The following is a 26790-nucleotide window of genomic DNA, read 5'->3' as shown; positions in this document are numbered from 1 at the left end:
ATGCAAAGGAAAGCTATTTCATTTTGTATTGCCCTGGCATTAAGCGGTAATACATTTGCCGCCGATCTTAACAACAACGAAGACAAAAAAAAGCAGTGTCCCGAAAATATCAGCAGCCTTTCTCAGGCTGAGCTGGCTAAACTGTCGCCGGAGTGCCAGAAAGCCACGGAAAGCTTTTTAGATCAGAACTGGGCGTGGGTGACGGGCGGTATCGCCGCGCTGGCGGCCACGGTGGGTATCGCGGCGAGCGGCGGAGGCGGCGGCGGCCATTCGTCCTCCGGGGTGCCTGTTGATCCGGTGGACCCTGTCGACCCTGTCGATCCAGTGGGCCCCGTTACACCTGATACCTCCACCTTCGTTTATGACAATGGCGTTACCCTTGACCGGGGCGCGAAAACCCTGACCTTTGCCTCTCTGGTGGTGAATGGCGTCACTTATACCAATACCACCTTCGCCATTACGAAGCAGGGCGACGGCTACCTGCTGACCGCACCGGACGGCAAAACCCTGACTGTGACCAGCCTGAACGTGGCGGGCAATGCGCTGGTGATGCAGGGAACGTACGGCAGTAACAACCTGTTCTGGTCGTACAACCGCGCAGGAGAGCTTACCCTTGCGGGGCCGGGCACCACGGTTATCAACGGTGACGGGCAGCAGAAAACAGTTGATGGCGGCTCTACCGCAGGCAGCCCGGGTGATACCGGGACGATTATCAACGGTGATGATAACGATGTTAATGTGAATGGCGATACCGGCGCTACTGGCGGCGGTACCGGCACCAACGTGGACGGCAACGGCAACACAGTTGATAACGGTGGCAACAACACCGCCGACGGTGCTGGCTCCACTGGTACCGATGTTAACGGCGACGGCAACACCATCAACAACACGGGTGATAACAGCGGCACCAATGGTGGTACCGGCACCGACGTGGACGGTAACGACAACACCATCAACAACGGCGGCAAAAACACTGCCGACGGTGAAGGCTCCACCGGTACCGACGTGACCGGAGACGGCAACGACATCAACAACACGGGTGATAACAGCGCCACCAACGGCGGCACCGGCACAGACGTGGACGGCAACGGCAACACAGTTGATAACGGCGGCAAAAACACTGCGGACGGCGAAGGCTCTACCGGTACCAAAACTGACGGCGACGGCAACACCATTAATAACGGCGGTGAGAGCAGTGCCACCAATGGTGGTACCGGCACGGACGTGAATGGTAACGGCAACACCATCGACAACAAGGGTAATAACACCGCCGATGGCGCAGGCTCTACCGGTACTGATGTAGACGGTAACGGCAACACCATCAATAACGGTGGCGACAACAGCGGCACCAATGGTGGTACGGGCACTGACGTGACCGGCGATGACAACACCATCAACAATAACGGCAAAAACACCGCGGACGGCGAAGGCTCTACCGGTACCAAAACTGACGGCGACGGCAACACCATCAATAACGGCGGTGAGAGCAGTGCCACCAATGGTGGTACCGGCACGGACGTGAATGGTAACGGCAACACCATCGACAACAAGGGTAACAACACCGCCGATGGCGCAGGCTCTACCGGTACTGATGTAGACGGTAACGGCAACACCATCAATAACGGTGGCGACAACGGCGGCACCAACGGCGGTACGGGCACCGACGTTACCGGCGATGACAACACCATCAACAATAACGGCAAAAACACCGCGGACGGTGAAGGCTCTACCGGCACCAAAACTGACGGCGACGGCAACACCATCAATAACGGCGGTGAGAGCAGTGCCACCAATGGTGGTACCGGCACTGATGTCACTGGTGACGGCAACACCATCGACAACAAGGGTAACAACACCGCCGATGGCGCAGGCTCTACCGGCACCAAAGCTGACGGTGACGGTAACAAAATCATTAACGAAGGTGACACCAGCGCAACCAATGGTGGTACCGGCACGGACGTTGACGGTAACAACAACACCATCGATAACAAGGGCAAAACCACTGCGGACGGCGCGGGCTCAACGGGTACCGATGTAACCGGCGACGGCAACAAAATCAATAACGAAGGTGATACCAGCGCCTCCAACGGCGCGACCGGCACGGACGTGGACGGTAACGGCAACACGATCGACAACAAAGGCAGTACCACCGCGGAGGGCGCAGGCTCTGCAGGTACTGATGTCGCGGGTAATAACAACACCATTAATAACAATGGTGCCAGCAAGGCTATTGATGGCGCGACGGGAACAAAAGTCAGCGGCGACGGCAACACCCTGAACAACGAAGGGGAAATGACGGTAGGCAGTACCGACAGTACCAAACCGAGCATCGGGGTGGATGTTGCCGGTAACAGCAACATCATTAACCAGAACGGTAAAATGGTGGTGGGTGATTTCTCCACGGGTCTGAATGTGACGGGTAAATCAAACACCATTAATCTGGTGTCTGACTCGATGAGCATCACCGGCCAGCAGGCGACCGGGGTCAACGTTTCCGGCGAAGCCAACACGGTGACGCTGACCGGTAATATGGTGGTGGATAAAGATCAGACCTCCCCGCTGGCAGCAGATAATTTCTTTACGCCATCAACCGGGCTTAAAGTCAGCGGCAGTGATAATACCGTGGTGCTGGACGGGCATTTGCAGGTGATTGTTGATACTGAAGTGGCCGGACATAAGTGGGGGGGCAACGCCGGAAGTCAGGAAAAAATTCAGGGTCTGGTGATGACTGGAGATAATAACCGGGTTGATTTGCTGAAGGGGGTAACGCTGACCGGGGAGAGCGACAAGTTAGCTGACGCCGCTGCCGGAGACGCGATAGCTAATCAACGAAAAGGCCCTGCCGAAGGTTCTTCCGGAACATCTGTGATTAGCGTTGATGGACATTCGTCTGTGTATATAAGCGGTGATTCCCGTATGGAGGGTGAATTCGGTACAGGATTCTCCCATCTGTTCCAGTTATCTAATGGCGCATATATGGAACTGACGGACGGGGCGACCTTTACGTCGAATGATGCCCTTATTGACTGGTACTCGATGGAAGATACAACAGGATTGGGGGGGTTAATTGCGGTGTCTTCGGGGGCCGCCTTTACCAACAAAGGGGAGATTACTGTTAGCGACAGTTCGCTGGTATATGTCGAGGGGGCAGGGTCCTCAGCCGTCAATGATAAGACAATAGAAGTTAACAGAACCAGCGCCGCACGCCCAGGAACCACCATTCCTCTTCGGGCAATGTATGCAATGAAGGGAGGCGTTGTCACTAACAATGGTCGTATTACCGGTAAAATCCTTAATCAGGATAGTATCTTTAGTATGTTCTCTATGACTATGGCAAGTGCGCCTTCGATAAATAACAGCGTCATATCTCAGAATATGATGGTGGCCAGTGGGGTGGGTTCTCGTGCTCTAAACAACGCCACAGGAGAAATTGAGGTATACGGGCGTGGGAGCGCAATGGCGGCCTATGACAACGCTAACCTGGATAACTTCGGGAAAATCACCACGGATGCTATGTGGAAAAGCGCCGATGATACAACCGAACTGGCGGCTAACGTTGCCTCTTCTTCCGCAAGGGATTTTAGCGTGGGTATGGCTGTGGGAACCGACACCTATAGTGGACCTAAAAACAACGCTACGGCAACTAACCACCAGGGCGCCACAATTACCATTAATAACGCTGGTGCTGGTATGGTGGCGTATGGCGCAACCAATCAGGTGATAAACCTGGGCACCATTAATCTCGAAAAAAACGAGTTCTATGATGCGACTAAACCACTGGTCGGCATGGCAGTGTATAAGAGCGGTGTTGCGTACAACGATGGCACCATCAATATTAATGCCGACAACGGTCAGGCGTTTTACAACGACGGCACAGGCACTATCCATAACAGCGGCACCATTAATCTGAACGGCGGCGCAATGTCGTCAGATGATACGCATATGGGTTCTGCGCCAACTGACAGCAATTCTGCCCCCGCTTCTGTTCAGCGTGTGAGTGGTTATGTGTTGGGTACCCGCGCCAGCGGCTCTGCCGGTACGTTTAATGCGGGTAATAACGCCCTGGCACTGGATTCTGTCAGCGTGGATACCGGCTTCACCGCAGGTACGGCTGCCACGACTCAGACCTTCGACAACGTCTTTACCGGGGCTGATGTGGAAGGCTTGGAAAACATCACCTCTGAAAGCGTGGTGTGGAGCGCGCAGGGTCAGAAAGACGCGAACGGCAACGTGGACGTCACCATGACCAAAAACGCCTACACCGACGTGGTGACCGACAGCAGCGTCAGCGGTGTTGCCGGCGCGCTGGATGCCTCCTACACCAACAACGAGCTGTTCAGCAGTCTGAACCTGAAGACCTCTGCCGACGTGACGAAGGCGATGAAGCAAATCAGCGGCAACAAGGCTGTGAACGTCTCCCGCGACGCCCGCAGACTCAGCAACCGCTTCGATATGCTGGCGGATGCTGCGCCGGAACTGGGTAACGGTCTGTCGTTTAACCTGGTGGCGAAAGGCGACCAGCGTGCCGAACTGGGTAAAGACACGCAGTACGACATGATGGCACTGCGTCAGAAACTGGGCTTTGGCGATAATCAGTCGTTGACCATGGAGTACGGTATTGCCCGTCTGGACGGTAAAGGTAATGTCTCTTCCGGCAGCGACGGTATCACCGGCGGTTACAGCCAGTTCCTGGGTCTGGAGCACGCCATGCCGCTCGGTGAGGAAGGTCTCTCCTGGAACAACGCCCTGCGTTACGACGTACATCAGCTCGACAGCAAACGCGGCATTAACTACGGTGATGTCAACAAACAGGCGCTGGCGGACAGCCGTCAGCAGTACCTGGAGCTGCGTACCGAGGGTCGTAAAACCTTCGCCGTCAGCGAAGGGCTGGATGTTGTGCCGTATGCCGGTCTGAAACTGCGTCACACCATGGAAGACGGTTATCAGGAGCGCGGTGCTGGCGACTTTAACCTGAACATGAACAGCAGCACGGAAACGGCGGTTGATTCAGTGGTGGGTATGAAGCTGAGCTATGCCGGTAAGGATGGCTGGGCAGCAACGGCGACGCTGGAAGGCGGCCCGAACCTGAGCTACGTCAGCACTGGCAAAAAAGCGTCCCTGCAGGGTGCGGCAGGTCAGAGCTTCAACGTTGACGACGGTCAGAAAGGTGGCAGCATCAACAGCATGGCACAGGTGGGTGTGAAGTATAACGCCGGTAACACCAGCGCCGGGGTGGACGCTTTCCACTGGAAAGAGGACAACATCAGCGACAAGGGCTTTATGCTGAATATTAAACACAATTTCTGATAACAGCCTGAGTGAGTAAAAACAGAACCGCCGGAGTGATTTCCGGCGGTTTTTTTTACGCTTAGCGACGAACGGCGATCGCTTCAATCTCGATTTTCACGTCTTTCGGCAGACGGGCAACTTCCACGCAAGAACGCGCCGGGAAAGTGGCGTTGTGCTCGGTGAAGAACGCTTCGTAGGTCGCGTTTACGGTTGCGAAATCGTTCAGGTCTTTAACGAAGACGGTAGTTTTTACGATGTCGCCCACTTTCAGGCCTGCTGCTTCAACGATAGCTTGTACGTTTTCCAGCGACTGACGCGCCTGAGCGGACACGTCTTCCGATACGGCACCGGTTTTCGGATCGACCGGGATCTGACCGGAAGTGATTACCATGCTACCCAGGTCAACGCCCTGAACGTATGGGCCGATTGCTGCTGGTGCATTTTCCGTCGCGATAGTCTTGCTCATGATTTCTCCTGAATTACAGCGGTAATAGAATGTTCCCGGCCATTATAGGGAGCCGGGAAATCATTACCAACACCAATTAGTTGGCCAGCACCACATAATGCGAAAACTCTTTTTCACAGTATTTGCATTTGAGTGCGATGTCGTCAGCGCGCTTTTTCACTGAAAAACTGGACGATACTGGTTCAGCATGGCTGATGCAGTTACTGTTCGGGCAAACCAGCACGTTATCGATACGTTCAGGCAAGCTCGGACGTGATTTACCCACCACGTCATAATCGTCAATGCGGTTTACCGTTGCCTGCGGAGCGTACAGGGAGAGCTGGTTTACCTGCTCGTCGGTCAGGAACGTATTTTCGATTTTAATCAGGTCTTTACGGCCCATCTCGCCAGACGGCAGGTTCAGCCCGATGGTGATACGCTGGTCGGTTTCAGTCAGTTTGAACAACGTCAGCAGCTTAAAACCAACCTGTGCGGGAATGTGGTCAATTACGGTGCCACGTTTGATGGCTTCAACCTGCAGTTTGTTATCGTGTGTCATCTCTTTTTCTCCCTTACAGTGCCAGTTCGCTATTCAGTACCAGTGCCAGTAACGCCTGGCGGGCGAAGATGCCGTTGCCAGCCTGCTGGAAATACCAGGCGTGCGGCGTCTTGTCGACGTCGGTGGTGATTTCATCGATGCGCGGCAGCGGATGCAGCACCTTCATGTTCGCTCTGGCACCGTTCAGATCGCTGGCACGCAGAACAAACTGTGCTTTCACATTGGCGTATTCGGACGGGTCCAGACGCTCTTTTTGTACGCGGGTCATGTAGAGGATATCGACCTCCGCCATTACCTCTTCGATAGTGCCATGCAGGCTCCAGGCGATACCTTTTTCATTCAGCATATCCAGAATGTATTGCGGCATGGCCAGCGCGTCCGGGGCGATGAAGTAGAAGCGGTTACCTTCGAACTTTGCCAGCGCCTGGGTCAGGGAGTGGACGGTGCGGCCATATTTCAGGTCACCCACCATGGCGATTTGCAGATTGTCCAGGCGACCCTGCGTTTCCTGAATGGTAAACAGATCCAGCAGCGTTTGGGTGGGATGCTGGTTGGAACCGTCGCCGGCGTTCAGTACCGGCACGTTACCGGAGAACTCTGTTGCCAGACGCGCGGCACCTTCCTGCGGATGACGCATCACGATGGCGTCGACATAGGTGCTAATGACGGAAATGGTGTCGGCCAGAGTTTCGCCTTTTTTGCCAAGCGACGTGTTGCTGCTGTCAGAGAAACCCACCACGCTGGCGCCCAGACGGTGCATGGAGGTTTCAAAAGATAAACGGGTGCGGGTTGACGCTTCAAAGAAGCAACTGGCGATGACCTTATGTTTTAACAGCTCTGGCTGCGGGTTAGCTTTTAATTTCGCCGCCGTCGCGAGGACCAGATTAAGGTCATCGCGGCTGAGGTCGTTTATGGAAATGATGTGTTTTTGATAGAGCGGGTTAGCCATGTTTATCTCCTGACGCCTGGGCAAAAAAAAAGCCCCTCAATTGAGGGGCTCGGAATGGGTGATCAACGGAAAGAAAAACGGCAGGCCAGCGTCCTTTTTCAGACGCGGTAAGACAAAATGTCGTACACACTGAACCATACATCCTCCCGGCAAATTGTCCGCGATTATACTCAGCTCCGTTATGGGATCAAGCGAAAAATGCACTATTTATTCATCGCAAACGGTTCTTATGAATTTTAATTCATTTTGAATAGATAATTAATCTGCTTGTGGACCAGGCCCGTTCGCTGTACCACCCGCGGCGCGACCCAGACAATACTGCTACCGGCAATGACGCCGAGAATTTCTGGCAACGCGTGATAATCGAGGATTCTGGCTACGGCGCGACCATAGCCAGCCGCCGTGTGGATGAGGATAAACTCGCTATTGTGTTCCACGCTGACCACCATTTCAGCAATCGATCGGGCAGCATCAGGCGCGGGTCGTGATTGCGGATTTACAGAATAAATTTTTTGCCCTTTTGTATTTCTTATTTTTATAGCACCGAGCAGTTTCAGCAGACGAGATACCGTTGACTGGCTAATCCCGGTGAAACCATGGTGTTGTAGATCGCGGCGAAGCGCTTCCTGAGACAGGTAGCTTTTTTCGCTTATCAGGCGCTGACAAATCGCCAACTGTTTCTGCTCTTTGGTCGAGTAATCATCGAATTCCTTCATAAAAACACCCTAAATTTATCATTTGTATCAATGCGATGGCGAAATTCACCACATTTGCAGTATCAATAACGGCTCAAACGGGCGGTTGTGCAGAAAAACGAGAGCGCGCTCAAAAAAGCCGTCGGGATCCGACGGCCAACAGGACTACAGCATCGCGCCGATACTCAGAACAACCATGTTCAGCACCGTCAGAATTAGCAGCAGTGGTGCGACCCATTTCAGGTAGCGCACATAAGGAACACGAGCGATGGCCAACCCACCCATCACAACCGCTGAGGTGGGGGTAATCAGATTCACAATGCCGGAAGCGGATTGATACGCGGTGACGACCAGATCCCTTTGCACATGGGCGAAGTCAGCCAGCGGGGCCATAATGGGCATCGTGAGCACCGCCAGGCCAGACGAGGAAGGGACCAGGAAGGAGAGCAAGACTTCCAGCCAGTAAGTCACATTGATGAAAATGGTGGTGGACAGACCGGAGACTAAATTTTCGGCGCTGTGCAAAATGGTGTGGGTGATCATGCCGTTGTCCATCACCACGACGATACCGCGCGCAATGCCGATAATCAGCGCCACGCCGAGCAGATCCCGTGCCCCGTCAATGAAGGTACTGGTGAATGCTTCTTCACTCATGCGGGCAATTACGCCGACGATAATCGCAGATGCCAGAAAAACCCCAGATATTTCAGCCATCCACCAGCCGAGCACCGCGACGCCATAAATCATCACTGCAAAGGCGGCGGCGAATATCAGCAGGATCCACTTACGCGTAGCCGTGAATTCAAGATTGGTATTGGCGCGACTACCGAGAAAATGGGCACGGTTTTCCTCCATTTTATCGGCCACGATGGAAAGCTCAGGATGGCTGCGAACTTTCCGTGCATAGCGCATGACCCATACCACACAGATTACATAGCCGACGACCAGCAGCAGAATGCGCATCAGCATTCCCTGGGTGAAGGGGATCCCGGCGGCGTTAGCGGCGATAACCGTTGCGAAAGGGTTGATTGTTGAACCGAGGGTGCCGATGCCTGCGCCAAGCAAAACGGTTGCAGCAGCAACCAGTGGATCAAAGCGCGCAGCCATCATGACCGGAACCAATAAGGTGTAGAAAGGAAGTGATTCTTCCGCCATGCCGTAAATCGTGCCTCCGGCGGCGAAAAGTCCCATCAGGATGGGGATCATCCACTCTTCTTTGCCGTTCAGCCTGACCGTCACGCGTTCGATTCCTGCGTCGATGGCGCCCGTTTTGTTTACCACGCCGAGAAACCCGCCAATAATCAGGACAAACAACGCCACATCAATCGCGCCTGCGGTGTAGGTTTCGTGGTTATAAAGCCCGTCAATCGGAGCCAGCAGTACAGCCGTTAAACCTTGTGGATGCGCCTCTGTTGGGGCATAGGTACCGGCAACCGGCACTTCTTTGCCCAGGGTGGCATTCATCGCCATCTGGTATTTCCCGGCAGGGACAATCCAGGTCATAACGGCGACGAGCGCAATGAGAATAAACAGGATGGTATACGCGCTGGGAAATTTGAATTTGCCCATGATGTTCTCCGGATAGCTTGGGCATATGCCGCCAGGCGACACATGCCCGCTGGGGTTAGTCGCCGAGTGTCGCTACCATGACCGCTTTAATGGTATGCATCCGGTTTTCTGCTTCGTCGAAGACGATGGAATGCGCTGACTCAAATACCTCCTCCGTGACTTCAAGCCCTTTCAGGCCGTAAGCCGCTTCGATTTCACGGCCCACTTTGGTGTGCTCGTTATGGAAGGCGGGCAGGCAGTGCATGAATTTCACATTGGGATTGCCGGTTGCATCGATGACCTGCTGGTTAATTTGATAAGGCGTCATCAGGCTGACGCGTTCTGCCCACGCTTCTTTGGGTTCCCCCATCGAAACCCAGACATCGGTGTAGAGAAAGTCCACGTCGTAAACGCCTTCCTCAACATCCTCTGTGAGCGTAATGCGCGCGCCCGTCACGCTGGCGATTTCACGGCATTCGGCAACCAGCGCCTCGTCCGGCCAGAAGGATTTCGGTGCGACCAGACGAATATCCATCCCCATTTTCGCCGCGCCGACCATCAGCGAATTGCCCATGTTATTGCGGGCGTCACCGAGGTAAGCGAAGCTCAGTTCGGGTAAGGTTTTACCCGGGGCGTGTTCCAGCATGGTCATCAGATCCGCGAGGATCTGCGTAGGGTGGAATTCATTCGTCAGCCCGTTCCAGACCGGCACACCAGCGAACTGCCCCAGTTCTTCCACGATCTCCTGGCCGTAGCCACGGTATTCAATACCGTCATACATGCGACCTAACACGCGGGCGGTATCTTTCATCGACTCTTTATGACCAATCTGCGAGCCGCTTGGGCCAAGGTAGGTCACCTGTGCGCCCTGATCGAAAGCGCCGACTTCAAAGGCGCAGCGGGTGCGAGTTGACGTTTTTTCGAAGATTAGCGCGATATTTTTACCGACCAGCGTTTGCCTTTCGCGCCCGGCTTTTTTCGCCGTTTTTAACTCGATAGCCAGATCGATCAGGTACTGGATTTCCGTTGGGGTGTAGTCCAGCAATTTGAGAAAATTGCGATTTTTCAGGTTAACAGTCATGAAAATATCCTTATGTAGGCTGGATAAGGCTTCGCTTTACCCAGCAAAAAAAGCCTTAAGCGTTAACATCAGTGGCTTCGCGCCGAATTAGCGTGCCTTTGTCACCGGCGAGAATGGCCGAACCGTCAGCCAACGAGCCGATGCCAGCAATCCCGTGACAGTGAGAGACAAATTCCGCGCAGGCGGTGACTTTGGGGCCCATTGAACCGGCGTCGAATTGCATTTCGCCGAGCCGTTCCGGCGTAACCTGGGCCAGCGGGCGCTGGGTAGGTTTGCCCCAGTCGAGATACACCGCATCGGCATCGGTCAGGATCAGCAGCGCATCGGCGTGGATTTGTTTGGCGAGCAGGGCGGCGGAGAGATCTTTGTCGATCACCGCTTCAATACCGTGGTAGCCATCGGCTTTTTCCACCACCGGTACGCCGCCACCGCCGTTGCAGATAACCAGATGATCGCGGGCGATCAGTGTGCGAATGGCGTCACTTTCCACGATACGTTTGGGTTGTGGAGAGGGCACAACACGGCGGAACGCTTTACCATCGGCTTTGAAAACCCAGCCTTTTTCCGCCTGTAATGCATGGGCCTGGGGTTCGTCATAAATCGGCCCGATATATTTGGTGGGATTACTGAAGGCCGGATCGTGGGCATCGACTTCAACCTGAGTCAGCAGGACACTAATTTCACGCTGTGGGAGCTGGTTTTTCAGGGCCTGTTGCAGCATATAGCCAATCATTCCCTGACTTTCTGCGCCGAGAATATCGAGCGGATAGGGGGTGACGTTGGCATAAGCACTGTTTTGTAACGCCAAAAGTCCAACCTGCGGGCCATTGCCGTGTACCAGAATTACGCGCCACTGCTGCGTGAGTTGAGCGAGAGTTCTTGCCGCCAGCTCAATATTCTTGCGTTGGATGTCGGCTTCCAGTGGTTCGCCACGTTTGAGTAGTGCATTGCCGCCCAGCGCCACAACCAGGGTAGGTTTGTTTTCCATAACGTCTCCTTAAATACCGTCGCGTTCCAGTGGGCAACTCATGCAGCGCGCACCGCCGCGCCCACGTCCCAGTTCGTCGCCAGGAATGGGTAAAACAGTGATGCCAGCTTTGTCGTATTTCTCGTTGGTCCAGATGTTGCGTTCATAGCCCACCACAACCCCGGGGCGCAGCGTCAGAACATTGTTCGCGTCATTCCACTGTTCGCGTTCAGCTTCGAAGGCGTCGCCACCGGTGGTGATCAGATTGATCTGGTCGAGGCCAAGTGCTTTTTCGAGGGCATGTACCAGCGTACTTTCCTGGGTGCGTTTCAGGCCGCCACGCCCGTCTGGTGTCAGGGTCCAGCACTGGACATCCGGGCGCACCACTTCCGGGTAGACGGAGAAGGTATCGATATCGATGTGGGTCATGACGGTATCAAGGTGCATACAGGAGCGATGTTTCGGCAGTTCGACTGCGATGACGCGTTCTGCCTGGCGATGCTTAAATAGCGACTGGGCAAGGAACTCAATGCCCTGCGGCGTGGTACGTTCCGACATACCGATGAGAACTGCGCCGCGACCAATGACCAGTACATCTCCACCTTCTAATGTGGCGTGGTCGTAATTAATATTTTCATCGCCGAAATATTTAATAAACTCACCATCGGCAAATTGTGGATGCCAACGGTAAATCGCCCGCAAGTTATTAGTTTCTCGTTGACGTGCAGTTTTTGCCATCGGATTAATGGATACGCCGTTATATATCCAGCATGAGGTGTCGCGGGTAAATAAGTGGTTTGGTAATGGCTTCATAATAAAGTCATTAATATCGTGAGTATCGACCACCATATTTTTGATTGAGGCAGGAATTTCTCCGTATGTCAGCCCACCGCTTAAATGTCGGGCGAGCTCCCGGTGCTGCATATCTGCAAGCCAGGCGCGAATATCCGTGGCGAAAGCGGGGCCAAGGCGATAATCAGAAATTTGTGTATCCAGTAGCCAGCTTTTGGCATCGGGGATGTCCAGAGTTTGTGTCAATAAATCAGTGAGTAACAGAACCTCAATTCCCTGTTGACGTAACGTGTTGGCGAAAATGTCATGCTCTTCTCCTGCACGTTCTACCGAAAGAACATCATCAAAAAGCAGTTCCTGGCAATTTGACGGCGTCAGCCTTTTTAGGCTGAGGTTAGGGCGATGTAGCATTACGCTACGTAATTGACCGATTTCAGACCCGACATAATGCTTTTCCATCATTATTCCTTTAATACAATTTTAAAAAATAAAGAGGAGGTGCCTGCAAATAATGTTTATTGCAGTCATGATTTTTCAGCTGATTTCAGAATCTATATTTAGATCTTATCTGATAGAGAAACGTGATTCATTTCACAGTCAGGTCGATGTTTGGCATTTGTTGTTTAATTTATGAGATGGCTCTGAGAATTTAAAAAATAAAAACATGAATAATTGAATTACTACGCAGGAAGATGTCTTGTTATTTAACTGTGTTAATTTTATGTACATATCTAAATATTTAATAAATTAAATAGCGCGTTGATTTTTATGTGTTTTTCTATATTTAATGAATTTTTATGCGAATCTATTATTTTATTATTTGTGCTGTAAGGTTTATTTCAAAATAAATATGGCGATGAAGAAAGATAACGAAGGAGACGTAAAATGTGATCGATGGCTGGTTTTTCTAACAAAGTTTTCTATAACAGTGAGTTAGTGAAGGAGTTGAAAAGTATGAGACGAAAGTTATGCAGAGTTTATGCATAACCTGTTGCTGGCTATTAGCAATTATTTAACATCATCAGCGATAAACATGCGTTGACGCAAAATATCGGCAAATAGCAGTGGTATGGCAGACCGTTTTTTCGTATAACAACTAAAATGAAACGATGTTTTAATTAAGGGGTTTGAAATGATTGTCGGCAATATTCACAACCTGGATGCCTGGCTGCCGGAAGAGCTGCGTCAGGCGATTGAGCACATTAAAGCGCACGTGACGGATGCGACGGAAAAGGGTAAACACGACATCGATGGCGAACGTCTGTTCTATCTGATTGCTGAAGATATGACGGAGCCGTTTGCGCAGCGCCGCGCCGAATATCACGCTCGCTATCTGGATATTCAGATCCTGCTCAAAGGTCAGGAAGGCATGACTTTCAGCACGCAGCCTGCGGGCGCACCGGAAACTGACTGGCTGGCGGATAAAGATATTGCCTTCCTGCCGGAAGGCGAACAGGAGAAAACGGTGGTGCTGAACGAAGGTGACTTCGTCGTCTTTTATCCGGGTGAAGTGCATAAACCGCTGTGCGCGGTCGGCGCTCCGGCGCTGGTACGCAAAGCCGTGGTGAAAATGCGGGTAGCATAAACCGGTTTGCCGGGTGCGACTTACCCGGCCTACGGAAGTACGATGGTAGGCCGGATAGGGTGCGTCAGCATCGCCATCCGGCAATTCAATCACGCAATGCTATGATTTGGAAAGCGTCGCGACCATCACCGCTTTGATGGTGTGCATTCGGTTTTCCGCCTGATCAAATACGATACTGGCGGGTGACTCAAAGACCTCGTCGGTCACTTCCATGCCGCCGTGCAGACCATATTCCTGCGCCATTTGTTTGCCAAGCGTGGTTTGATCGTCATGGAACGCGGGCAGGCAGTGCAGGAATTTCACCTGCGGATTGCCGGTCAACGCCATCATCGCGCTATTAACCTGGTACTTACGCAACTGCGCAATACGTTCGGCCCATTTCTCTTTCGCTTCGCCCATCGATACCCAGACGTCGGTATAGATGAAGTCCGCGCCTTTCACGCCCGTGGCGACATCTTCGGTTAGCGTTATATTGCCGCCGTTTTTCTGTGCCAGCGCTTTACACTCCGCAACGAGGCTTTCCTCCGGCCAGCAGGCCTGGGGCGCGACCAGACGCAGATCCAGTCCGGTTAACGCAGCGGCTTCCAGCATGGAATTGCCCATATTGTTGCGGGCATCGCCGGTGTAGACCAGCACCATCTCATTAAACGCTTTACCCGGCAGGTGTTCCTGCATCGTGAGTAAATCCGCCAGCAGTTGGGTAGGGTGAAATTCGTTGGTTAATCCGTTCCAAACCGGAACTCCGGCATATTCCGCCAGCGTCTCGACAATTTCCTGACCGTGGCCCCGATACTGAATACCGTCGTACATACGACCGAGTACGCGGGCGGTGTCTTTGATCGACTCTTTATGACCAATCTGGCTGCCGCTCGGCCCGAGATACGTCACGCGCGCGCCCTGATCGTATGCGGCAACTTCGAAAGAGCAACGGGTGCGGGTTGAGTCTTTTTCGAAGATGAGCGCGATGTTTTTACCGGTGAGTTTAGCGACCTCGGTACCGTTTTTCTTATCCGTTTTGAGCTGCGCGGCGAGCTGGAGCAGTGACGTGAGTTCAGCAGAGGTGAAATCAAGCAGTTTCAAAAAATGTTTCTGATAAAACGCAGACATAGTTCCCTCACATGGCTTAGGCCATTTATTGAATTAAAATTCAATTTATATGGATGTTTATTCATTTGCAACCTTGTTTAACAAATCTTTCCTGGAAAGGTGGAGGCAATGACAGCGGTATGTGACAATAAGAGTATCGGCAGGACATTATGAGGAATGAGCCATGGCAAACCCGGAACTACTGGAAGAACAGCGTGAAGAAACGCGCTTGATTATTGAAGAGTTACTCGAAGATGGCAGCGATCCAGACGCGCTGTACACCATCGAGCATCACCTTTCCGCGGACGACTTTGAGACCCTGGAAAAAGCGGCAGTAGAAGCCTTCAAGCTGGGTTATGAAGTGACCGAGCCGGAAGAGCTGGAGGTGGAAGAGGGCGACACGGTTATTTGCTGTGACATCCTGAGCGAATGTGCTCTGAATGCCGAGTTGATCGACGCTCAGGTTGAGCAACTGATGAACCTGGCTGAAAAATTTGATGTGGAATACGACGGTTGGGGCACCTATTTTGAAGACCCGAACGGCGAAGAAGGTGAAGACGGCGACGATGAAGACCTCGTCGACGAAGATGATGACGGCGTGCGTCACTAAGTCATCTGCTGACCTACGGTAGCATCTGCTGCCGTAGGCCAAGGATAACGTATGGATTACCTGCAAATACTCTCCCCGATCCACAACTTCCTGCACTGTAAAACGCCCCAGGCCTGGCTTGATAAAGCGCGAGCCCCGGCGAATCTCCCTCTGTTACTGACGGATCATCTCGTCTGCGAGCTAAAAGCGGCGCAAACGGCCATGCTGCTGGTGCGTAAGTATGTTGCAGATAAACAGGGATCGCAGGCGCTACTGGACTGGCTGAAACCCTATGAAGCGTATGCTTTCAGAGAAGGGGATGAACCGGATTTTATCGCGCTGAATAAACAGATAAGCAAAAGCGTAATGCCGCAAACTGACGACCCGTGGGGGCGCAAGCTGATCGACAGCATGGTTTTGCTGATCAAAGAAGAGCTGCACCACTTCTGGCAGGTGCGTGAGGCGATGATGAGCCGCAACATTCCCTACGTCAAAATTACCGCCAGCCGTTATGCCAAAGGCATGCTTAAAGAGGTGCGAACCCACGAGCCATTAACGCTAATCGACAAACTGATTTGCGGGGCTTACATTGAGGCGCGTTCTTGTGAACGGTTCGCCGCGCTGGCGCCGTATTTGGATGACGATTTACAGGCATTTTATCTTTCGCTGCTGCGATCCGAGGCGCGGCACTATCAGGACTATCTGGCGCTGGCACAGCAGGTTTCTGCCGACGATATCAGTAGTCGGGTGCGGTTCTTTGGCGAAGTAGAAGCCGCATTGATTACTTCTCCCGACGATGAATTCCGCTTCCACAGCGGCGTGCCAGCCTGACTCTCTTCTCTGACGCGCGGCGCTAATCGTCGCGCGGTTTTACCTTTCCTGTTTCCATTAGCAAAATCTGGTGGCTGGAAATCGCTCGCTGCTGCCGTAATAATCAAAACACACGAAGGGGAAATATATCCCCGCAACAGAGACTGTTTTGCATAAGGATGGTTAATGAACTGGGCACACGTATTGTTGGCGGGTTATATCGGGGCGGTGATTGCTATCGTCGTTGGCATGTTTCGCAAAAAAGGCTGGCTGGGAAAGATCTCCGGCGCGGTGGTTTTTGTGGTAGCGATTGTCGCGTGGAATCTGTTTGATGTGCACTACCTGATCCCGCGCGAAAGCCCTGATTATGGGCTGACGGACGCGCAGAAATTTGAAAATGCGATGCTGGCAATGCCTGTTTATCAGGTACTTAAAGAGCAAGAGCCCGCGTTATGGCAGAATATCCTCAACCAGGCAACGCAACTGAAAGAAGCTGGGAAAAGCGAGCAACAGATTATCGACGCTATTCAGCCGCAAATCCTGCAGGTACAGATGGCGCGTTTGCAGCAGGCACCCGATGCCAATGTGATTGAGTATATGAAAATTAACCTCGAGCAGATTGCTGCGGTGGCAAAAGTGGGCGATGACGAGTGTTTTCGCTTTCTGTTCCCGGCGGTGAAAGGCGGGATTAACCCGGTGCGTATTATTCCGCGGGAGCTGATGAATCGTCGTATGGCCAGCGACATGAGTATGATGCACGCGGCTTATGGCCCGAACAAACATACGGTTACGGCGCAAGAGAAACAGCTGGCGCTTCAGGATCTGCAATCCATCAGCCCGGGATTGGTACAGCGCTTTGGACCGGATATCCAGATTATGGCTGATCCGAGTAAAGGTGTGGGCAAAGAGAAAGTCGCTTGTGAAATGGTGCAGGATTTATGGTCACAGGTGCTGACGCTGCCAACCGCTCGCGCGGCTGGCGTCATTCGGCTGATGCTCTCCGCCGAAATGCAGTAACACAACCATTGCCCCTCCGGCTGAAGTCAGAGGGGTTTTAACATCCGCACTTCGCAATCCACGTGCCCGGTACAGCCCAGCGCTTCGCTGATATGCTCAAACCCTAAATGTTCATACAGGCGGATTGCCTCGGTCAGAAACGCCGTGGTCTCCAGATAGCACTGTTTGAAACCCTGCTCACGGGCATGTTCGAGGGCCATCAGCGCCAGCTTTTTCGCCAGCCCCTGACCGCGTGCGCTCGACAGGAAGTACATCTTTTGCAGTTCGCAAATGTCCGGTTCGCTACATCCTAACGGCGCAACGCCGCCGCCGCCCACGACTTCACCGTTTTGCTCAACCACCCAGTAGGCCGCGCCCGGCTGGCTGTAAACCTGGAATAGTTCATCCAGATTAGGGTCGGCAACGGTATAGCCCTTATCGGCAGTAAGCCCGTATTCAGCGGAAACTTTGCGGATCACCGCAGCGATAGCGGCATTATCTGCTGCGGTGATTCGGCGCAGCATAAGCGTGGTGGGTAGCACAACATTCATAATATGGCTCAATTCTAAAAATACACTTATATATTTATTTAATACCACTCTCTTCTGTCGGGTGCAAGACGTTCCTGAATCAGAAAAAATTAAAACACATTGGCTAATTAAAAATAGTATTGTAAACGAACCAGTAAATAAACACTGGTTTTTATTTTTTATCTTAATGGAATTTATATTAGGGATATTGTTCATGAATGATTTTGTTGGTGGTCGGGAAAATCAACGACACACATTTATTTTTATCGGTAAAGGATGGCAGTACTTTATTATTTGCATTGTCAATTTTTTGCTGTGTTGTATTACTCTGGGTATTTATACACCGTGGGCGATAGTGAAATGTCGGCGTTATATTTACGAGAATATGACTCTCAATGGCCAACCCTTTACCTATAAGGCGACAGGTGGCACGATATTCGTAAGCTTCTTGTCGATTATGGTGGTTTATGGTGCCAGCATGAGTTCTATTGCTAACGGCAGCCCTCTCGTTGGTTTTACTTTGATTGGTTTACTGGTAGCTGTCCTTCCATTAATGACCATAAAAAGCCTGCAGTATCAGGCGATGATGACGTCGCTTAACGGTGTGCGTTTTGGTTTTGACTGCTCACAATTACATGCATGGCTTTTTTTACTGGTTGTGCCAGTGGTGCTTGCTGTGGTGAACTGGGGAGTGATTTATCTTCTGATACTTGCCACCGACTGGATTGAGGGCAGTACTGGAATGCTTATCAGAATAGCATTTATCGCGTTGGTGGGAATTGTGGGCATGGGTATCACCTACGGTATTACCTATGCAAAATGGATGCAGTTAGTGGGTAATGGCGGTAATTTTGGTATTCACCGCTTTACTATTAACGTCAATATGAAAGCAAGCATAGTGGGGTGTATTAAAGCCGTGCTGGTACTGCTGCCATTTGTTGTTGTGATTGTCTGGCTAATTGCCCCTATTTTTCTGCAAATGGTGATGTTGGCTGTGTTAGGCGTGGCCGACGACGAATTTATCCGGGAGAATCAGAGCAGAATAATGGCGAGCTATTTTCTCTATTTCGCCGGAATTATTGTGGTTGGAAGCTATTTATACACCACGCTACGTAATCTGTTCATGAATAACCTGGCGCTGGCCGAGGGCAAAGTCCGCTTTCATTCTTCCGTCACTGCACATGGCCTGATCTGGCGTTTTGTACTGGTGTTGTTTATTTCAGGCATCACGTTTGGGCTAGCTTATCCGTGGATGAAAATGTGGCTGGTCAGTTGGCTGGCCAGTAACTCCCATGTACAAGGGGATTTGGATGCGCTGGAACTGACTGACCATACAGAGGCGTTGGAAACAGGTCCGGCGATGTGGGTATCACGTGGTGTGATGACCTACTTCCCGTTCATCTGATACAACAAGGCCGGAGCATGCTCCGGCCTTTAATACGTGTATAACGTAACGGCAATTACAGCGCGGCGATGACCGCCTGCTGCTCAATCAGCTTCGCTTTCGCTTCCGCATAACCGTCCAGCTTCTCACGCTCTTTGGCGATAACCGCTTCCGGTGCGCGAGCAACGAAACCTTCGTTGGAAAGTTTGCCTTCGATACGGGCAATCTCACCTTCGATTTTCGCCACTTCTTTCGCCAGACGCGCCAGCTCATCTTCTTTATTGATGAGGCCAGCCATCGGGATCAGCAGCTCGGCGCCGTCGATGATTTTGGTCACGGAGACCGGACCTTTGTCATCGGCTGGCAGCACGGTGATGCTTTCCAGACGCGCCAGGTTCAGCAGGAAGCTGCGGTTATCGTTCACACGGCGCATCGCATCAGCGCTGCAACCGCGCAGCAGCAGTTCGAGCGGTTTACCTGGGGCGATGTTCATTTCCGCACGGATGTTACGTACGGCAACGATCGCCTGCTTCAGCCATTCGGTATCAGCCAGTGCGGCTTCATCAACCTGTGCGGCGTTATATTCCGGGAACGGCTGCAGCATGATGGTGTCGGCGGTAATACCGGAAATCACCTTCACGCGCTGCCAGATGGTCTCGGTGATGAACGGGATGATCGGATGCGCCAGGCGCAGCAGACCTTCCAGAACGGTGACCAGCGTATTGCGGGTGCCGCGCAGTTCAGACTCGGAACCGCCGTTCATTACCGGCTTGGTCAGCTCCAGATACCAGTCGCAGAACTGGTTCCAGGTAAATTCGTACAGAATGCCCGCGGCGATGTCGAAGCGGAAGTTGTCCAGCGCTTCGCGGTACGCTTTGATGGTCTGGTTGAATTCAGCAAGGATCCAGCGATCCGCCAGCGACAGGGTCATTTCGCCGCCGTTGAAGCCGCAATCCTGGTCTTCGGTATTCATTAGCACAAAGCGGCTGGCGTTCCACAACTTGTTACAGAAGTTACGGTAACCTTCCAGACGCTTCATATCCCAGTTGATGTCGCGACCGGTAGAGGCCAGCGCCGCCAGGGTGAAGCGCAGTGCGTCGGTGCCGTGCGGCTCGATGCCGTCCGGGAACTGCTTCTCGGTACGCTTGGCAATCTTCTCGGCCAGCTGCGGCTGCATCATGTTGCCGGTACGTTTCTCCAGCAGTTCTGCCAGGGAGATACCGTCGACCATATCCAGCGGGTCAATGACGTTGCCCTTGGATTTGGACATCTTCTGGCCTTCGTCGTCGCGGATCAGACCGGTCATGTAGACGGTCTTAAACGGCACCTGCGGCTTGCCGTTTTCATCTTTGATGAAGTGCATGGTCATCATGATCATGCGGGCAATCCAGAAGAAGATGATGTCGAAACCGGAAACCATCACGCTGGTTGGGTGGAACTGACGCAGCGCGTCGGTGTTTTCCGGCCAGCCCAGGGTAGAGAAGGTCCACAGTGCGGAGGAGAACCAGGTATCGAGAACGTCTTCGTCCTGGCGAAGCTGAACGTCGGCACCGAGGTTGTTTTCCTGACGTACTTCGTCTTCGGTACGGCCAACGTAGACGTTGCCGTCGTTGTCATACCATGCCGGGATACGGTGACCCCACCACAGCTGACGGGAAATACACCAGTCCTGAATATCGCGCATCCAGGAGAAGTACATGTTTTCGTACTGCTTCGGTACGAACTGAATGTCGCCGTTCTCAACCGCTTCAACCGCCGGTTTCGCCAGCACGTCGGCACGGACGTACCACTGATCGGTCAGCATCGGTTCAATAACCACGCCGCCACGGTCGCCGTAAGGTACGGTCAGGTCGTGCGGTTTAATTTCTTCCAGCAGGCCCAGCGCATCAACAGCGGCAACCACCGCTTTACGCGCGGCAAAGCGCTCCAGCTTCTGGAACTCAGCCGGGATTTCATTGGAGTAAACGTCGGACTCTTCGCCTTTGGTGTCGTACACTTCCGCGGTTTCACGGATGTCGCCGTCAAAGGTCAGAATATTGATCATCGGCAGGCCGTGACGTTTCCCGACTTCGTAGTCGTTAAAGTCGTGCGCCGGGGTGATCTTCACGCAGCCGGTGCCTTTTTCCATATCAGCGTGTTCATCGCCGACAATGGGAATGCGGCGGTTAACCAGCGGCAGAACAACAAATTTGCCAATCAGATCTTTATAACGCGGATCTTCCGGGTTGACGGCCACGCCGGTATCGCCCAGTACGGTTTCCGGACGGGTGGTGGCGACGACCAGGTAATCTTTACCATCAGCGGTTTTCGCGCCGTCGGCCAGCGGATAGCGGATGTGCCACATTGAGCCTTTCGACTCGCGGTTTTCCACTTCCAGGTCGGAAATTGCGGTGCGCAGTTTCGGGTCCCAGTTCACCAGGCGCTTGCCACGGTAAATCAGGTCTTCTTTGTACAGGCGAACGAAGACTTCTTTCACGGCATTGGAAAGACCTTCGTCCATAGTGAAGCGCTCGCGCTCCCAGTCAACGGAGTTGCCGAGACGGCGCATCTGGCGGGTGATGGTGCCGCCGGATTCCGCTTTCCACTGCCAGATTTTGTCGATAAACGCTTCGCGACCGTAGTCGTGGCGGGTTTTACCTTCTTCAGCGGCAATCTTACGCTCAACCACCATCTGGGTTGCGATACCCGCGTGATCGGTACCGGCCTGCCACAGGGTGTTTTTACCCTGCATGCGCTGGTAGCGGATCATGGTATCCATGATGGTTTGCTGGAAAGCATGACCCATATGCAAACTGCCGGTGACGTTCGGCGGCGGGATCATGATGCAGAAGGACTCTTTGCTTTCATCGCCGTTAGGTTTGAAATAGCCCTGCTTTTCCCAGTGCTCGTAAAGCGGCTGTTCGATATCTTGTGGGTTGTATGTCTTTTCCATTATTTCCAGGTTGCCGTATTCAGGTTAAAACCAGCCACGCGGTAAGCTTTGTAGCGATCGCGTGCCGATTGTTTCAAAGAATCTTCGTAAGGAACGAAGTCTATCACTTCTGTGAAAGCGGTGGCAAAATCTGCAAAGCCAACGCGCAAACTGATAAGCAGGTCGCGCGGGCTGCTGTTGCGTTTCTCCGGCCAGGCAATCTCTACCGGTGCGCCGCCTCTGGGGCCTTCACCTGCCAGATTATGCGGAACAAAGCTTTCTGCCGGTCTTGCCCACAGGGCTTCATCCAGTCGAAGAGCCTGCTTTTCGTTTTCGCAGGCGATCAGCACGCGCTTGCCAGCACGCCAACGTTCTGCGGCAATTTCACACACCAACTGCTCGACGGCGCTTAAGCCATCGTGTTGCGTGTCATTGTCCAGAAGATAGAAAGTTGCGTTTCTCATATATGGGGCTTCTTCTGGTGAATTTAAATGCGTTGCCATGATGCACAACCGTAGGCCGGATGGCGTTGCGCTTATCCGGCCTACGGGTCTTATTGCTTGTGCTTACCGCCTTACTCTTCGCCGTTAAAACCGGCGCGATTGAGCAGGAACTGCGACAGCAGCGCCACCGGACGACCGGTTGCGCCTTTGGCTTTCCCTGAGCGCCATGCGGTACCGGCGATATCGAGGTGCGCCCAGTTGTACTTACGGGTAAAGCGTGACAGGAAGCAGCCCGCGGTAATGGCGCCGCCAGGACGTCCGCCGATGTTCGCCATATCCGCAAAGTTGGACTCTAGCTGCTCCTGGTATTCATCGCCCAGCGGCAAACGCCACGCGCGGTCGCCAGCCTGTTCGGACGCACCGATCAGCTCATGCGCCAGCGGGTTGTGGTTCGACATCAGTCCGGTGATGTGATGGCCCAGCGCAATCACGCACGCGCCGGTCAGGGTTGCGACGTCAATCACGGCTTCTGGCTCAAAGCGCTCGACGTAGGTTAATACGTCGCACAGGACCAGACGGCCTTCGGCATCGGTATTGAGAACTTCAACGGTCTGACCAGACATGGTGGTCAGCACGTCGCCTGGACGATACGCACGGCCACCCGGCATGTTTTCGCAGCCTGCCAGCACGCCGACGACATTGATTGGCAGCTGAAGCTCGGCCACCATGCGCATCACGCCATATACCGCTGCCGCGCCGCACATGTCGTATTTCATCTCATCCATGCCTTCGGCAGGTTTGATGGAGATACCGCCGGAGTCAAAGGTTAACCCTTTACCGACCAGCACGATCGGACGCGCGTCTTCGGATGGATTGCCTTTGTACTCGATGACCGACATCAGCGACTCATTCTGCGAGCCGTGACCGACGGCCAGATAAGAGTGCATGCCCAGCTCTTTCATCTGCTGCTCGCCGATCACGCGGGTTACAACATTTTTGCTGTAGCTGTCTGCCAGTTGGCGCGCCTGAGAGGCAAGGTAGGCGGCGTTACAGATGTTCGGCGGCATGTTGCCGAGATCTTTTGCCGCTTTAATGCCGGCGGCGATCGCCAGACCGTGCTGGATCGCACGCTCACCGCTGGTCAGTTCCCGGCGGGTCGGTACGTTGAAGACCATTTTACGCAGCGGACGACGCGGCTCGCTTTTGTTGGTCTTCAGTTGATCAAAGCTGTACAGCGTTTCCTGTGCCGTCTCAACGGCCTGACGCACTTTCCAGTAGTTATTGCGCCCTTTGACGTGCAGCTCAGTCAGGAAGCAGACGGCTTCCATTGAGCCAGTATCATTCAGCGTATTGATGGTTTTCTGAATGACCTGCTTGTACTGGCGCTCATCAAGCTCGCGCTCTTTGCCACAACCAATGAGGAGAATTCGCTCAGACAGAACGTTAGGAACATGGTGCAGCAACAGGGTTTGACCTGGTTTGCCTTCCAGTTCGCCACGACGCAGCAGTGCGCTGATGTACCCGTCGCTGATCTTGTCGAGCTGCTCTGCAATCGGAGAGAGACGGCGTGGTTCAAAGACACCCACGACGATGCACGCACTCCGCTGTTTCTCCGGGCTACCGCTTTTTACACTGAACTCCATGCACTACGCTCCTGAATCTTAAAGACAACGGCGGTGGCTACGGATAGAATTGCAAGCTTTCGTAACTCATACCCGCTGTTGCGGTGACTTCGTGTTAATCTTAACGTTATTACGGCATTGGCACGTCAGAACAATTTCTGAGAGGTGGATCCGTTGAGTATAATGATCTTAGCGACGATTTCGACGACTCAAGAGAATAAATGACGTTTAAGCCATGAAACAAGCTAAATTCCGGCAAAAGACGGGTTTTTACGGGCGTATTTAAAGTGATAATCATAAGATATCTGGTTCGGGAAACGCTCAAAAGCCAACTTGCGATCCTATTCATCCTGCTTTTGATCTTCTTTTGTCAAAAGTTAGTCAGGATCCTTGGTGCGGCGGTTGACGGTGATATCCCGGCGAATCTGGTGCTCTCGCTGCTGGGGCTGGGCGTGCCAGAAATGGCGCAACTTATCTTGCCATTAAGCCTGTTCCTCGGGCTGTTGATGACGCTGGGCAAACTGTATACCGAAAGTGAAATTACGGTCATGCACGCCTGCGGGCTGAGCAAGGCTGTCTTAGTGAAAGCGGCGATGGTGCTGGCGCTGTTTACCAGTATTATTGCGGCGGTCAACGTGATGTGGGCCGGACCGTGGTCCTCCAGACATCAGGACGAAGTCCTGGCGGAGGCGAAAGCGAACCCCGGTATGGCGGCGCTTGCTCAGGGGCAATTCCAGCAGGCGACTAACGGCGGCTCGGTGCTGTTTATCGAAAGCGTTGACGGCAGTAACTTCAACGATGTGTTCCTCGCGCAAATCCGCCCGAAAGGTAACGCCCGTCCTTCGGTGGTGGTAGCGGACTCCGGTCATCTTACCCAATTGCGCGATGGCTCCCAGGTCGTGACGCTGAACCAGGGGACGCGTTTTGAAGGGACCGCGCTGCTGCGCGATTTCCGCATTACCGACTTCCAGAATTATCAGGCGATTATCGGTCATCAGGCCGTGGCGCTGGATCCAAACGATACCGACCAGATGACCATGCGTACGCTATGGACGACCGACACCGATCGCGCCCGTGCGGAGCTGACCTGGCGTATCACGTTAGTATTCACCGTATTTATGATGGCGCTGATGGTTGTACCGCTGAGCGTGGTTAACCCGCGTCAGGGTCGCGTACTGTCCATGCTGCCAGCAATGCTGCTCTATTTGCTGTTCTTCCTGGTTCAGACATCGCTGAAGTCGAACGGCGGCAAAGGTAAGCTGGATCCGGTGTTCTGGATGTGGACGGTTAACCTGGCGTATCTGGCGCTGGCGATTGTGCTTAACCTCTGGGATACGGTGCCGATGCGCCGCTTACGTGCCCGTTTTATGCGTAAAGGAGCGGTATAATGCAGCCTTTTGGTGTACTTGACCGCTATATCGGTAAAACCATTTTCACCACCATCATGATGACGTTGTTCATGCTGGTGTCGCTCTCCGGGATCATCAAGTTTGTCGACCAGCTGAAAAAAGCCGGGCAGGGGAGCTACGATGCGATGGGCGCCGGGCTGTATACCCTGCTCAGCGCGCCGAAAGATATCCAGATCTTCTTCCCGATGGCGGCGCTGCTGGGTGCTTTGCTGGGGCTGGGCATGCTGGCGCAGCGCAGTGAACTGGTGGTCATGCAGGCTTCTGGCTTTACCCGTATGCAGGTGGCGTTATCGGTGATGAAAACCGCGATTCCGCTGGTGTTGCTGACGATGGCCATCGGCGAATGGGTGGCGCCGCAGGGCGAACAGATGGCGCGTAACTACCGCGCGCAGCAGATGTACGGCGGCTCGCTGCTCTCGACCCAGCAAGGTTTGTGGGCGAAAGATGGCGACAGCTTTGTCTACATTGAGCGGGTGAAAGGTGACGCCGAGTTAGGCGGAATTAGCATCTACTCCTTTAACGACAAGCGCCGTTTGCAGTCCGTCCGCTATGCCGCAAGCGCGACGTTTGACCCGGAGCAGAAGGTCTGGCGTTTGTCGCAGGTGGATGAATCCAACCTGACCGATCCGAAGCAAATCACCGGCTCGCAGACGGTGAGCGGCACCTGGAAAACCAACCTTACACCCGACAAGCTCGGCGTTGTGGCGTTGGATCCTGATGCGCTCTCGATTAGTGGTCTGCATAACTACGTGAAGTACCTGAAGTCGAGCGGCCAGGACGCCGGACGCTACCAGCTCAATATGTGGAGCAAAGTCTTCCAGCCGCTGTCTGTGGCGGTAATGATGCTGATGGCGCTGTCGTTTATCTTTGGTCCGCTGCGTAGCGTCCCGATGGGCGTGCGCGTGGTGACAGGGATTAGCTTCGGCTTTGTGTTCTATGTGCTGGACCAAATCTTTGGCCCGCTGACGCTGGTATACGGCATTCCGCCGATTATCGGCGCGTTGCTGCCAAGCGCCAGCTTCTTCCTGATAAGCCTGTGGCTGATGCTGCGTAAGTCCTGATATTCGCCCCTCCCGCTGTGCGGGAGGGGCGCCTTCCTG

Annotated in this window: 24 protein-coding genes; 10 read left to right on the top strand and 14 right to left on the bottom strand. The window is 53.3% G+C overall.

From position 1 onward, the window contains the following. Nucleotides 1-5307: a hypothetical protein gene (locus HV350_RS21685; protein WP_181629298.1), complete on the top strand. Its 5307-nt coding sequence runs from the start codon at nucleotides 1-3 to the stop codon at nucleotides 5305-5307. 61 nt (nucleotides 5308-5368) lie between these two features. On the opposite strand, the gene ridA is transcribed toward HV350_RS21685, so the two are convergent. The 4 genes from ridA to pyrL form a co-directional block, all read right to left on the bottom strand. Next, a complete protein-coding gene (gene ridA, locus HV350_RS21680) occupies nucleotides 5369-5755 on the bottom strand; it encodes a 2-iminobutanoate/2-iminopropanoate deaminase (protein ID WP_016151491.1) in 387 nt (128 codons plus the stop codon). A 76-nt stretch (nucleotides 5756-5831) separates the two neighbouring features. After that, entirely contained in the window at nucleotides 5832-6293 is a 462-nt protein-coding gene (gene pyrI, locus HV350_RS21675) for an aspartate carbamoyltransferase regulatory subunit (RefSeq protein ID WP_016151492.1), read from the bottom strand. Between the two features lie 13 nt (nucleotides 6294-6306). Continuing rightward, on the bottom strand, nucleotides 6307-7242 hold the full coding sequence (gene pyrB / locus HV350_RS21670; RefSeq protein WP_016151493.1) for an aspartate carbamoyltransferase: 936 nt from the start codon (nucleotides 7240-7242) through the stop codon (nucleotides 6307-6309). Between the two features lie 36 nt (nucleotides 7243-7278). Further along, on the bottom strand, nucleotides 7279-7380 hold the full coding sequence (pyrL, locus tag HV350_RS21660) for a pyr operon leader peptide (RefSeq protein ID WP_003025819.1): 102 nt from the start codon (nucleotides 7378-7380) through the stop codon (nucleotides 7279-7281). On the opposite strand from pyrL, the gene HV350_RS21655 reads away from it, so the two are divergent. Beyond that, nucleotides 7360-7482 (top strand): hypothetical protein, encoded by a 123-nt coding sequence (locus HV350_RS21655; RefSeq protein ID WP_085951096.1) that lies wholly within the window; start codon nucleotides 7360-7362, stop codon nucleotides 7480-7482. The genes pyrL and HV350_RS21655 overlap by 21 nt on opposite strands. Here the strand turns inward: HV350_RS21655 and HV350_RS21650 are convergent. The 5 genes from HV350_RS21650 to arcA form a co-directional block, all read right to left on the bottom strand. After that, nucleotides 7479-7958: an arginine repressor gene (locus tag HV350_RS21650; protein WP_003839609.1), complete on the bottom strand. Its 480-nt coding sequence runs from the start codon at nucleotides 7956-7958 to the stop codon at nucleotides 7479-7481. The genes HV350_RS21655 and HV350_RS21650 overlap by 4 nt on opposite strands. Nucleotides 7959-8102: 144 nt before the next feature. Beyond that, nucleotides 8103-9506 carry a YfcC family protein gene (locus HV350_RS21645; protein ID WP_047499900.1) on the bottom strand — a complete coding sequence of 468 codons (1404 nt, stop codon included), beginning with the start codon at nucleotides 9504-9506 and terminating at the stop codon, nucleotides 8103-8105. Nucleotides 9507-9561: 55 nt separating this feature from the next. Further along, entirely contained in the window at nucleotides 9562-10566 is a 1005-nt protein-coding gene (gene argF, locus HV350_RS21640; protein WP_016155572.1) for an ornithine carbamoyltransferase, read from the bottom strand. 55 nt (nucleotides 10567-10621) lie between these two features. Continuing rightward, entirely contained in the window at nucleotides 10622-11554 is a 933-nt protein-coding gene (gene arcC, locus HV350_RS21635; RefSeq protein WP_016151496.1) for a carbamate kinase, read from the bottom strand. A gap of 9 nt (nucleotides 11555-11563) precedes the next feature. Further along, nucleotides 11564-12784, bottom strand: coding sequence for an arginine deiminase (arcA, locus tag HV350_RS21630; protein ID WP_019078252.1), 1221 nt, complete (start codon nucleotides 12782-12784; stop codon nucleotides 11564-11566). 673 nt (nucleotides 12785-13457) lie between these two features. On the opposite strand from arcA, the gene HV350_RS21625 reads away from it, so the two are divergent. Then, nucleotides 13458-13910, top strand: coding sequence for a YhcH/YjgK/YiaL family protein (locus tag HV350_RS21625; RefSeq protein ID WP_016151499.1), 453 nt, complete (start codon nucleotides 13458-13460; stop codon nucleotides 13908-13910). Between the two features lie 99 nt (nucleotides 13911-14009). On the opposite strand, the gene argF (HV350_RS21620) is transcribed toward HV350_RS21625, so the two are convergent. Then, on the bottom strand, nucleotides 14010-15017 hold the full coding sequence (gene argF, locus HV350_RS21620; RefSeq protein WP_016155574.1) for an ornithine carbamoyltransferase: 1008 nt from the start codon (nucleotides 15015-15017) through the stop codon (nucleotides 14010-14012). Between the two features lie 163 nt (nucleotides 15018-15180). Between argF (HV350_RS21620) and rraB the strand changes: the two genes are divergently transcribed. From rraB to HV350_RS21605, 3 genes are all read left to right on the top strand, one after another. After that, a complete protein-coding gene (gene rraB / locus HV350_RS21615) occupies nucleotides 15181-15606 on the top strand; it encodes a ribonuclease E inhibitor RraB (protein WP_016151501.1) in 426 nt (141 codons plus the stop codon). A gap of 51 nt (nucleotides 15607-15657) precedes the next feature. Beyond that, complete coding sequence (gene miaE, locus HV350_RS21610; protein WP_019078254.1) at nucleotides 15658-16416, top strand: tRNA isopentenyl-2-thiomethyl-A-37 hydroxylase MiaE; 759 nt, start codon at nucleotides 15658-15660, stop codon at nucleotides 16414-16416. A gap of 165 nt (nucleotides 16417-16581) precedes the next feature. Then, entirely contained in the window at nucleotides 16582-17412 is an 831-nt protein-coding gene (locus HV350_RS21605; RefSeq protein ID WP_109017739.1) for a topoisomerase II, read from the top strand. A 26-nt stretch (nucleotides 17413-17438) separates the two neighbouring features. Here HV350_RS21605 and HV350_RS21600 read toward each other — a convergent pair whose 3' ends face one another. Continuing rightward, nucleotides 17439-17942 carry a GNAT family N-acetyltransferase gene (locus HV350_RS21600; RefSeq protein ID WP_181629296.1) on the bottom strand — a complete coding sequence of 168 codons (504 nt, stop codon included), beginning with the start codon at nucleotides 17940-17942 and terminating at the stop codon, nucleotides 17439-17441. 193 nt (nucleotides 17943-18135) lie between these two features. Between HV350_RS21600 and HV350_RS21595 the strand changes: the two genes are divergently transcribed. Further along, entirely contained in the window at nucleotides 18136-19326 is a 1191-nt protein-coding gene (locus HV350_RS21595; RefSeq protein ID WP_181629294.1) for a DUF898 family protein, read from the top strand. A 55-nt stretch (nucleotides 19327-19381) separates the two neighbouring features. Here the strand turns inward: HV350_RS21595 and HV350_RS21590 are convergent, their stop codons facing one another. The 3 genes from HV350_RS21590 to pepA form a co-directional block, all read right to left on the bottom strand. Further along, complete coding sequence (locus HV350_RS21590) at nucleotides 19382-22237, bottom strand: valine--tRNA ligase (RefSeq protein ID WP_016151504.1); 2856 nt, start codon at nucleotides 22235-22237, stop codon at nucleotides 19382-19384. Continuing rightward, nucleotides 22237-22680 (bottom strand): DNA polymerase III subunit chi, encoded by a 444-nt coding sequence (gene holC / locus HV350_RS21585; protein WP_016151505.1) that lies wholly within the window; start codon nucleotides 22678-22680, stop codon nucleotides 22237-22239. Before holC ends, HV350_RS21590 begins: the two co-directional genes overlap by 1 nt. A 110-nt stretch (nucleotides 22681-22790) precedes the next feature. Further along, nucleotides 22791-24302: a leucyl aminopeptidase gene (pepA, locus tag HV350_RS21580; protein ID WP_003025870.1), complete on the bottom strand. Its 1512-nt coding sequence runs from the start codon at nucleotides 24300-24302 to the stop codon at nucleotides 22791-22793. A gap of 153 nt (nucleotides 24303-24455) precedes the next feature. Here pepA and HV350_RS26550 point away from each other — a divergent pair, with 153 nt between their 5' ends. The 3 genes from HV350_RS26550 to lptG all read left to right on the top strand — a co-directional run bounded on the left by HV350_RS26550 (nucleotide 24456) and on the right by lptG (nucleotide 26751). Then, on the top strand, nucleotides 24456-24506 hold the full coding sequence (locus tag HV350_RS26550) for a hypothetical protein (RefSeq protein ID WP_212723231.1): 51 nt from the start codon (nucleotides 24456-24458) through the stop codon (nucleotides 24504-24506). A gap of 62 nt (nucleotides 24507-24568) precedes the next feature. Further along, on the top strand, nucleotides 24569-25669 hold the full coding sequence (lptF, locus tag HV350_RS21575) for an LPS export ABC transporter permease LptF (protein WP_016151506.1): 1101 nt from the start codon (nucleotides 24569-24571) through the stop codon (nucleotides 25667-25669). After that, complete coding sequence (gene lptG / locus HV350_RS21570; RefSeq protein ID WP_008786067.1) at nucleotides 25669-26751, top strand: LPS export ABC transporter permease LptG; 1083 nt, start codon at nucleotides 25669-25671, stop codon at nucleotides 26749-26751. The genes lptF and lptG overlap by 1 nt, the downstream gene beginning before the upstream one ends. Nucleotides 26752-26790 lie beyond the last annotated feature (39 nt).

The sequence above is a fragment of the Citrobacter sp. RHBSTW-01013 genome, assembly GCF_013781985.1.
In the GTDB taxonomy this organism is placed as follows: domain Bacteria; phylum Pseudomonadota; class Gammaproteobacteria; order Enterobacterales; family Enterobacteriaceae; genus Citrobacter; species Citrobacter braakii.
Note: the sequence above shows the minus strand (reverse complement) of the source record. Positions and strands in the feature narration are given on the sequence as shown.

Bases quoted from the DNA above. Each gene is read 5' to 3' on its own strand.
- arcC (WP_016151496.1), bottom strand. From the start codon at position 11,554: ATGGAAAACAAACCTACCCTGGTTGTGGCGCTGGGCGGCAATGCACTA.
- argF (WP_016155572.1), bottom strand. From the start codon at position 10,566: ATGACTGTTAACCTGAAAAATCGCAATTTTCTCAAATTGCTGGACTAC.
- lptG (WP_008786067.1), top strand. From the start codon at position 25,669: ATGCAGCCTTTTGGTGTACTTGACCGCTATATCGGTAAAACCATTTTC.
- pepA (WP_003025870.1), bottom strand. From the start codon at position 24,302: ATGGAGTTCAGTGTAAAAAGCGGTAGCCCGGAGAAACAGCGGAGTGCG.
- HV350_RS21600 (WP_181629296.1), bottom strand. From the start codon at position 17,942: ATGAATGTTGTGCTACCCACCACGCTTATGCTGCGCCGAATCACCGCA.
- rraB (WP_016151501.1), top strand. From the start codon at position 15,181: ATGGCAAACCCGGAACTACTGGAAGAACAGCGTGAAGAAACGCGCTTG.
- HV350_RS21655 (WP_085951096.1), top strand. From the start codon at position 7,360: ATGTCGTACACACTGAACCATACATCCTCCCGGCAAATTGTCCGCGAT.
- HV350_RS21590 (WP_016151504.1), bottom strand. From the start codon at position 22,237: ATGGAAAAGACATACAACCCACAAGATATCGAACAGCCGCTTTACGAG.
- ridA (WP_016151491.1), bottom strand. From the start codon at position 5,755: ATGAGCAAGACTATCGCGACGGAAAATGCACCAGCAGCAATCGGCCCA.
- argF (WP_016155574.1), bottom strand. From the start codon at position 15,017: ATGTCTGCGTTTTATCAGAAACATTTTTTGAAACTGCTTGATTTCACC.
- miaE (WP_019078254.1), top strand. From the start codon at position 15,658: ATGGATTACCTGCAAATACTCTCCCCGATCCACAACTTCCTGCACTGT.
- HV350_RS21595 (WP_181629294.1), top strand. From the start codon at position 18,136: ATGAATGATTTTGTTGGTGGTCGGGAAAATCAACGACACACATTTATT.
- pyrL (WP_003025819.1), bottom strand. From the start codon at position 7,380: ATGGTTCAGTGTGTACGACATTTTGTCTTACCGCGTCTGAAAAAGGAC.
- HV350_RS21625 (WP_016151499.1), top strand. From the start codon at position 13,458: ATGATTGTCGGCAATATTCACAACCTGGATGCCTGGCTGCCGGAAGAG.
- HV350_RS21650 (WP_003839609.1), bottom strand. From the start codon at position 7,958: ATGAAGGAATTCGATGATTACTCGACCAAAGAGCAGAAACAGTTGGCG.
- HV350_RS21605 (WP_109017739.1), top strand. From the start codon at position 16,582: ATGAACTGGGCACACGTATTGTTGGCGGGTTATATCGGGGCGGTGATT.
- pyrI (WP_016151492.1), bottom strand. From the start codon at position 6,293: ATGACACACGATAACAAACTGCAGGTTGAAGCCATCAAACGTGGCACC.
- HV350_RS21685 (WP_181629298.1), top strand. From the start codon at position 1: ATGCAAAGGAAAGCTATTTCATTTTGTATTGCCCTGGCATTAAGCGGT.
- arcA (WP_019078252.1), bottom strand. From the start codon at position 12,784: ATGGAAAAGCATTATGTCGGGTCTGAAATCGGTCAATTACGTAGCGTA.
- holC (WP_016151505.1), bottom strand. From the start codon at position 22,680: ATGAGAAACGCAACTTTCTATCTTCTGGACAATGACACGCAACACGAT.
- pyrB (WP_016151493.1), bottom strand. From the start codon at position 7,242: ATGGCTAACCCGCTCTATCAAAAACACATCATTTCCATAAACGACCTC.
- HV350_RS21645 (WP_047499900.1), bottom strand. From the start codon at position 9,506: ATGGGCAAATTCAAATTTCCCAGCGCGTATACCATCCTGTTTATTCTC.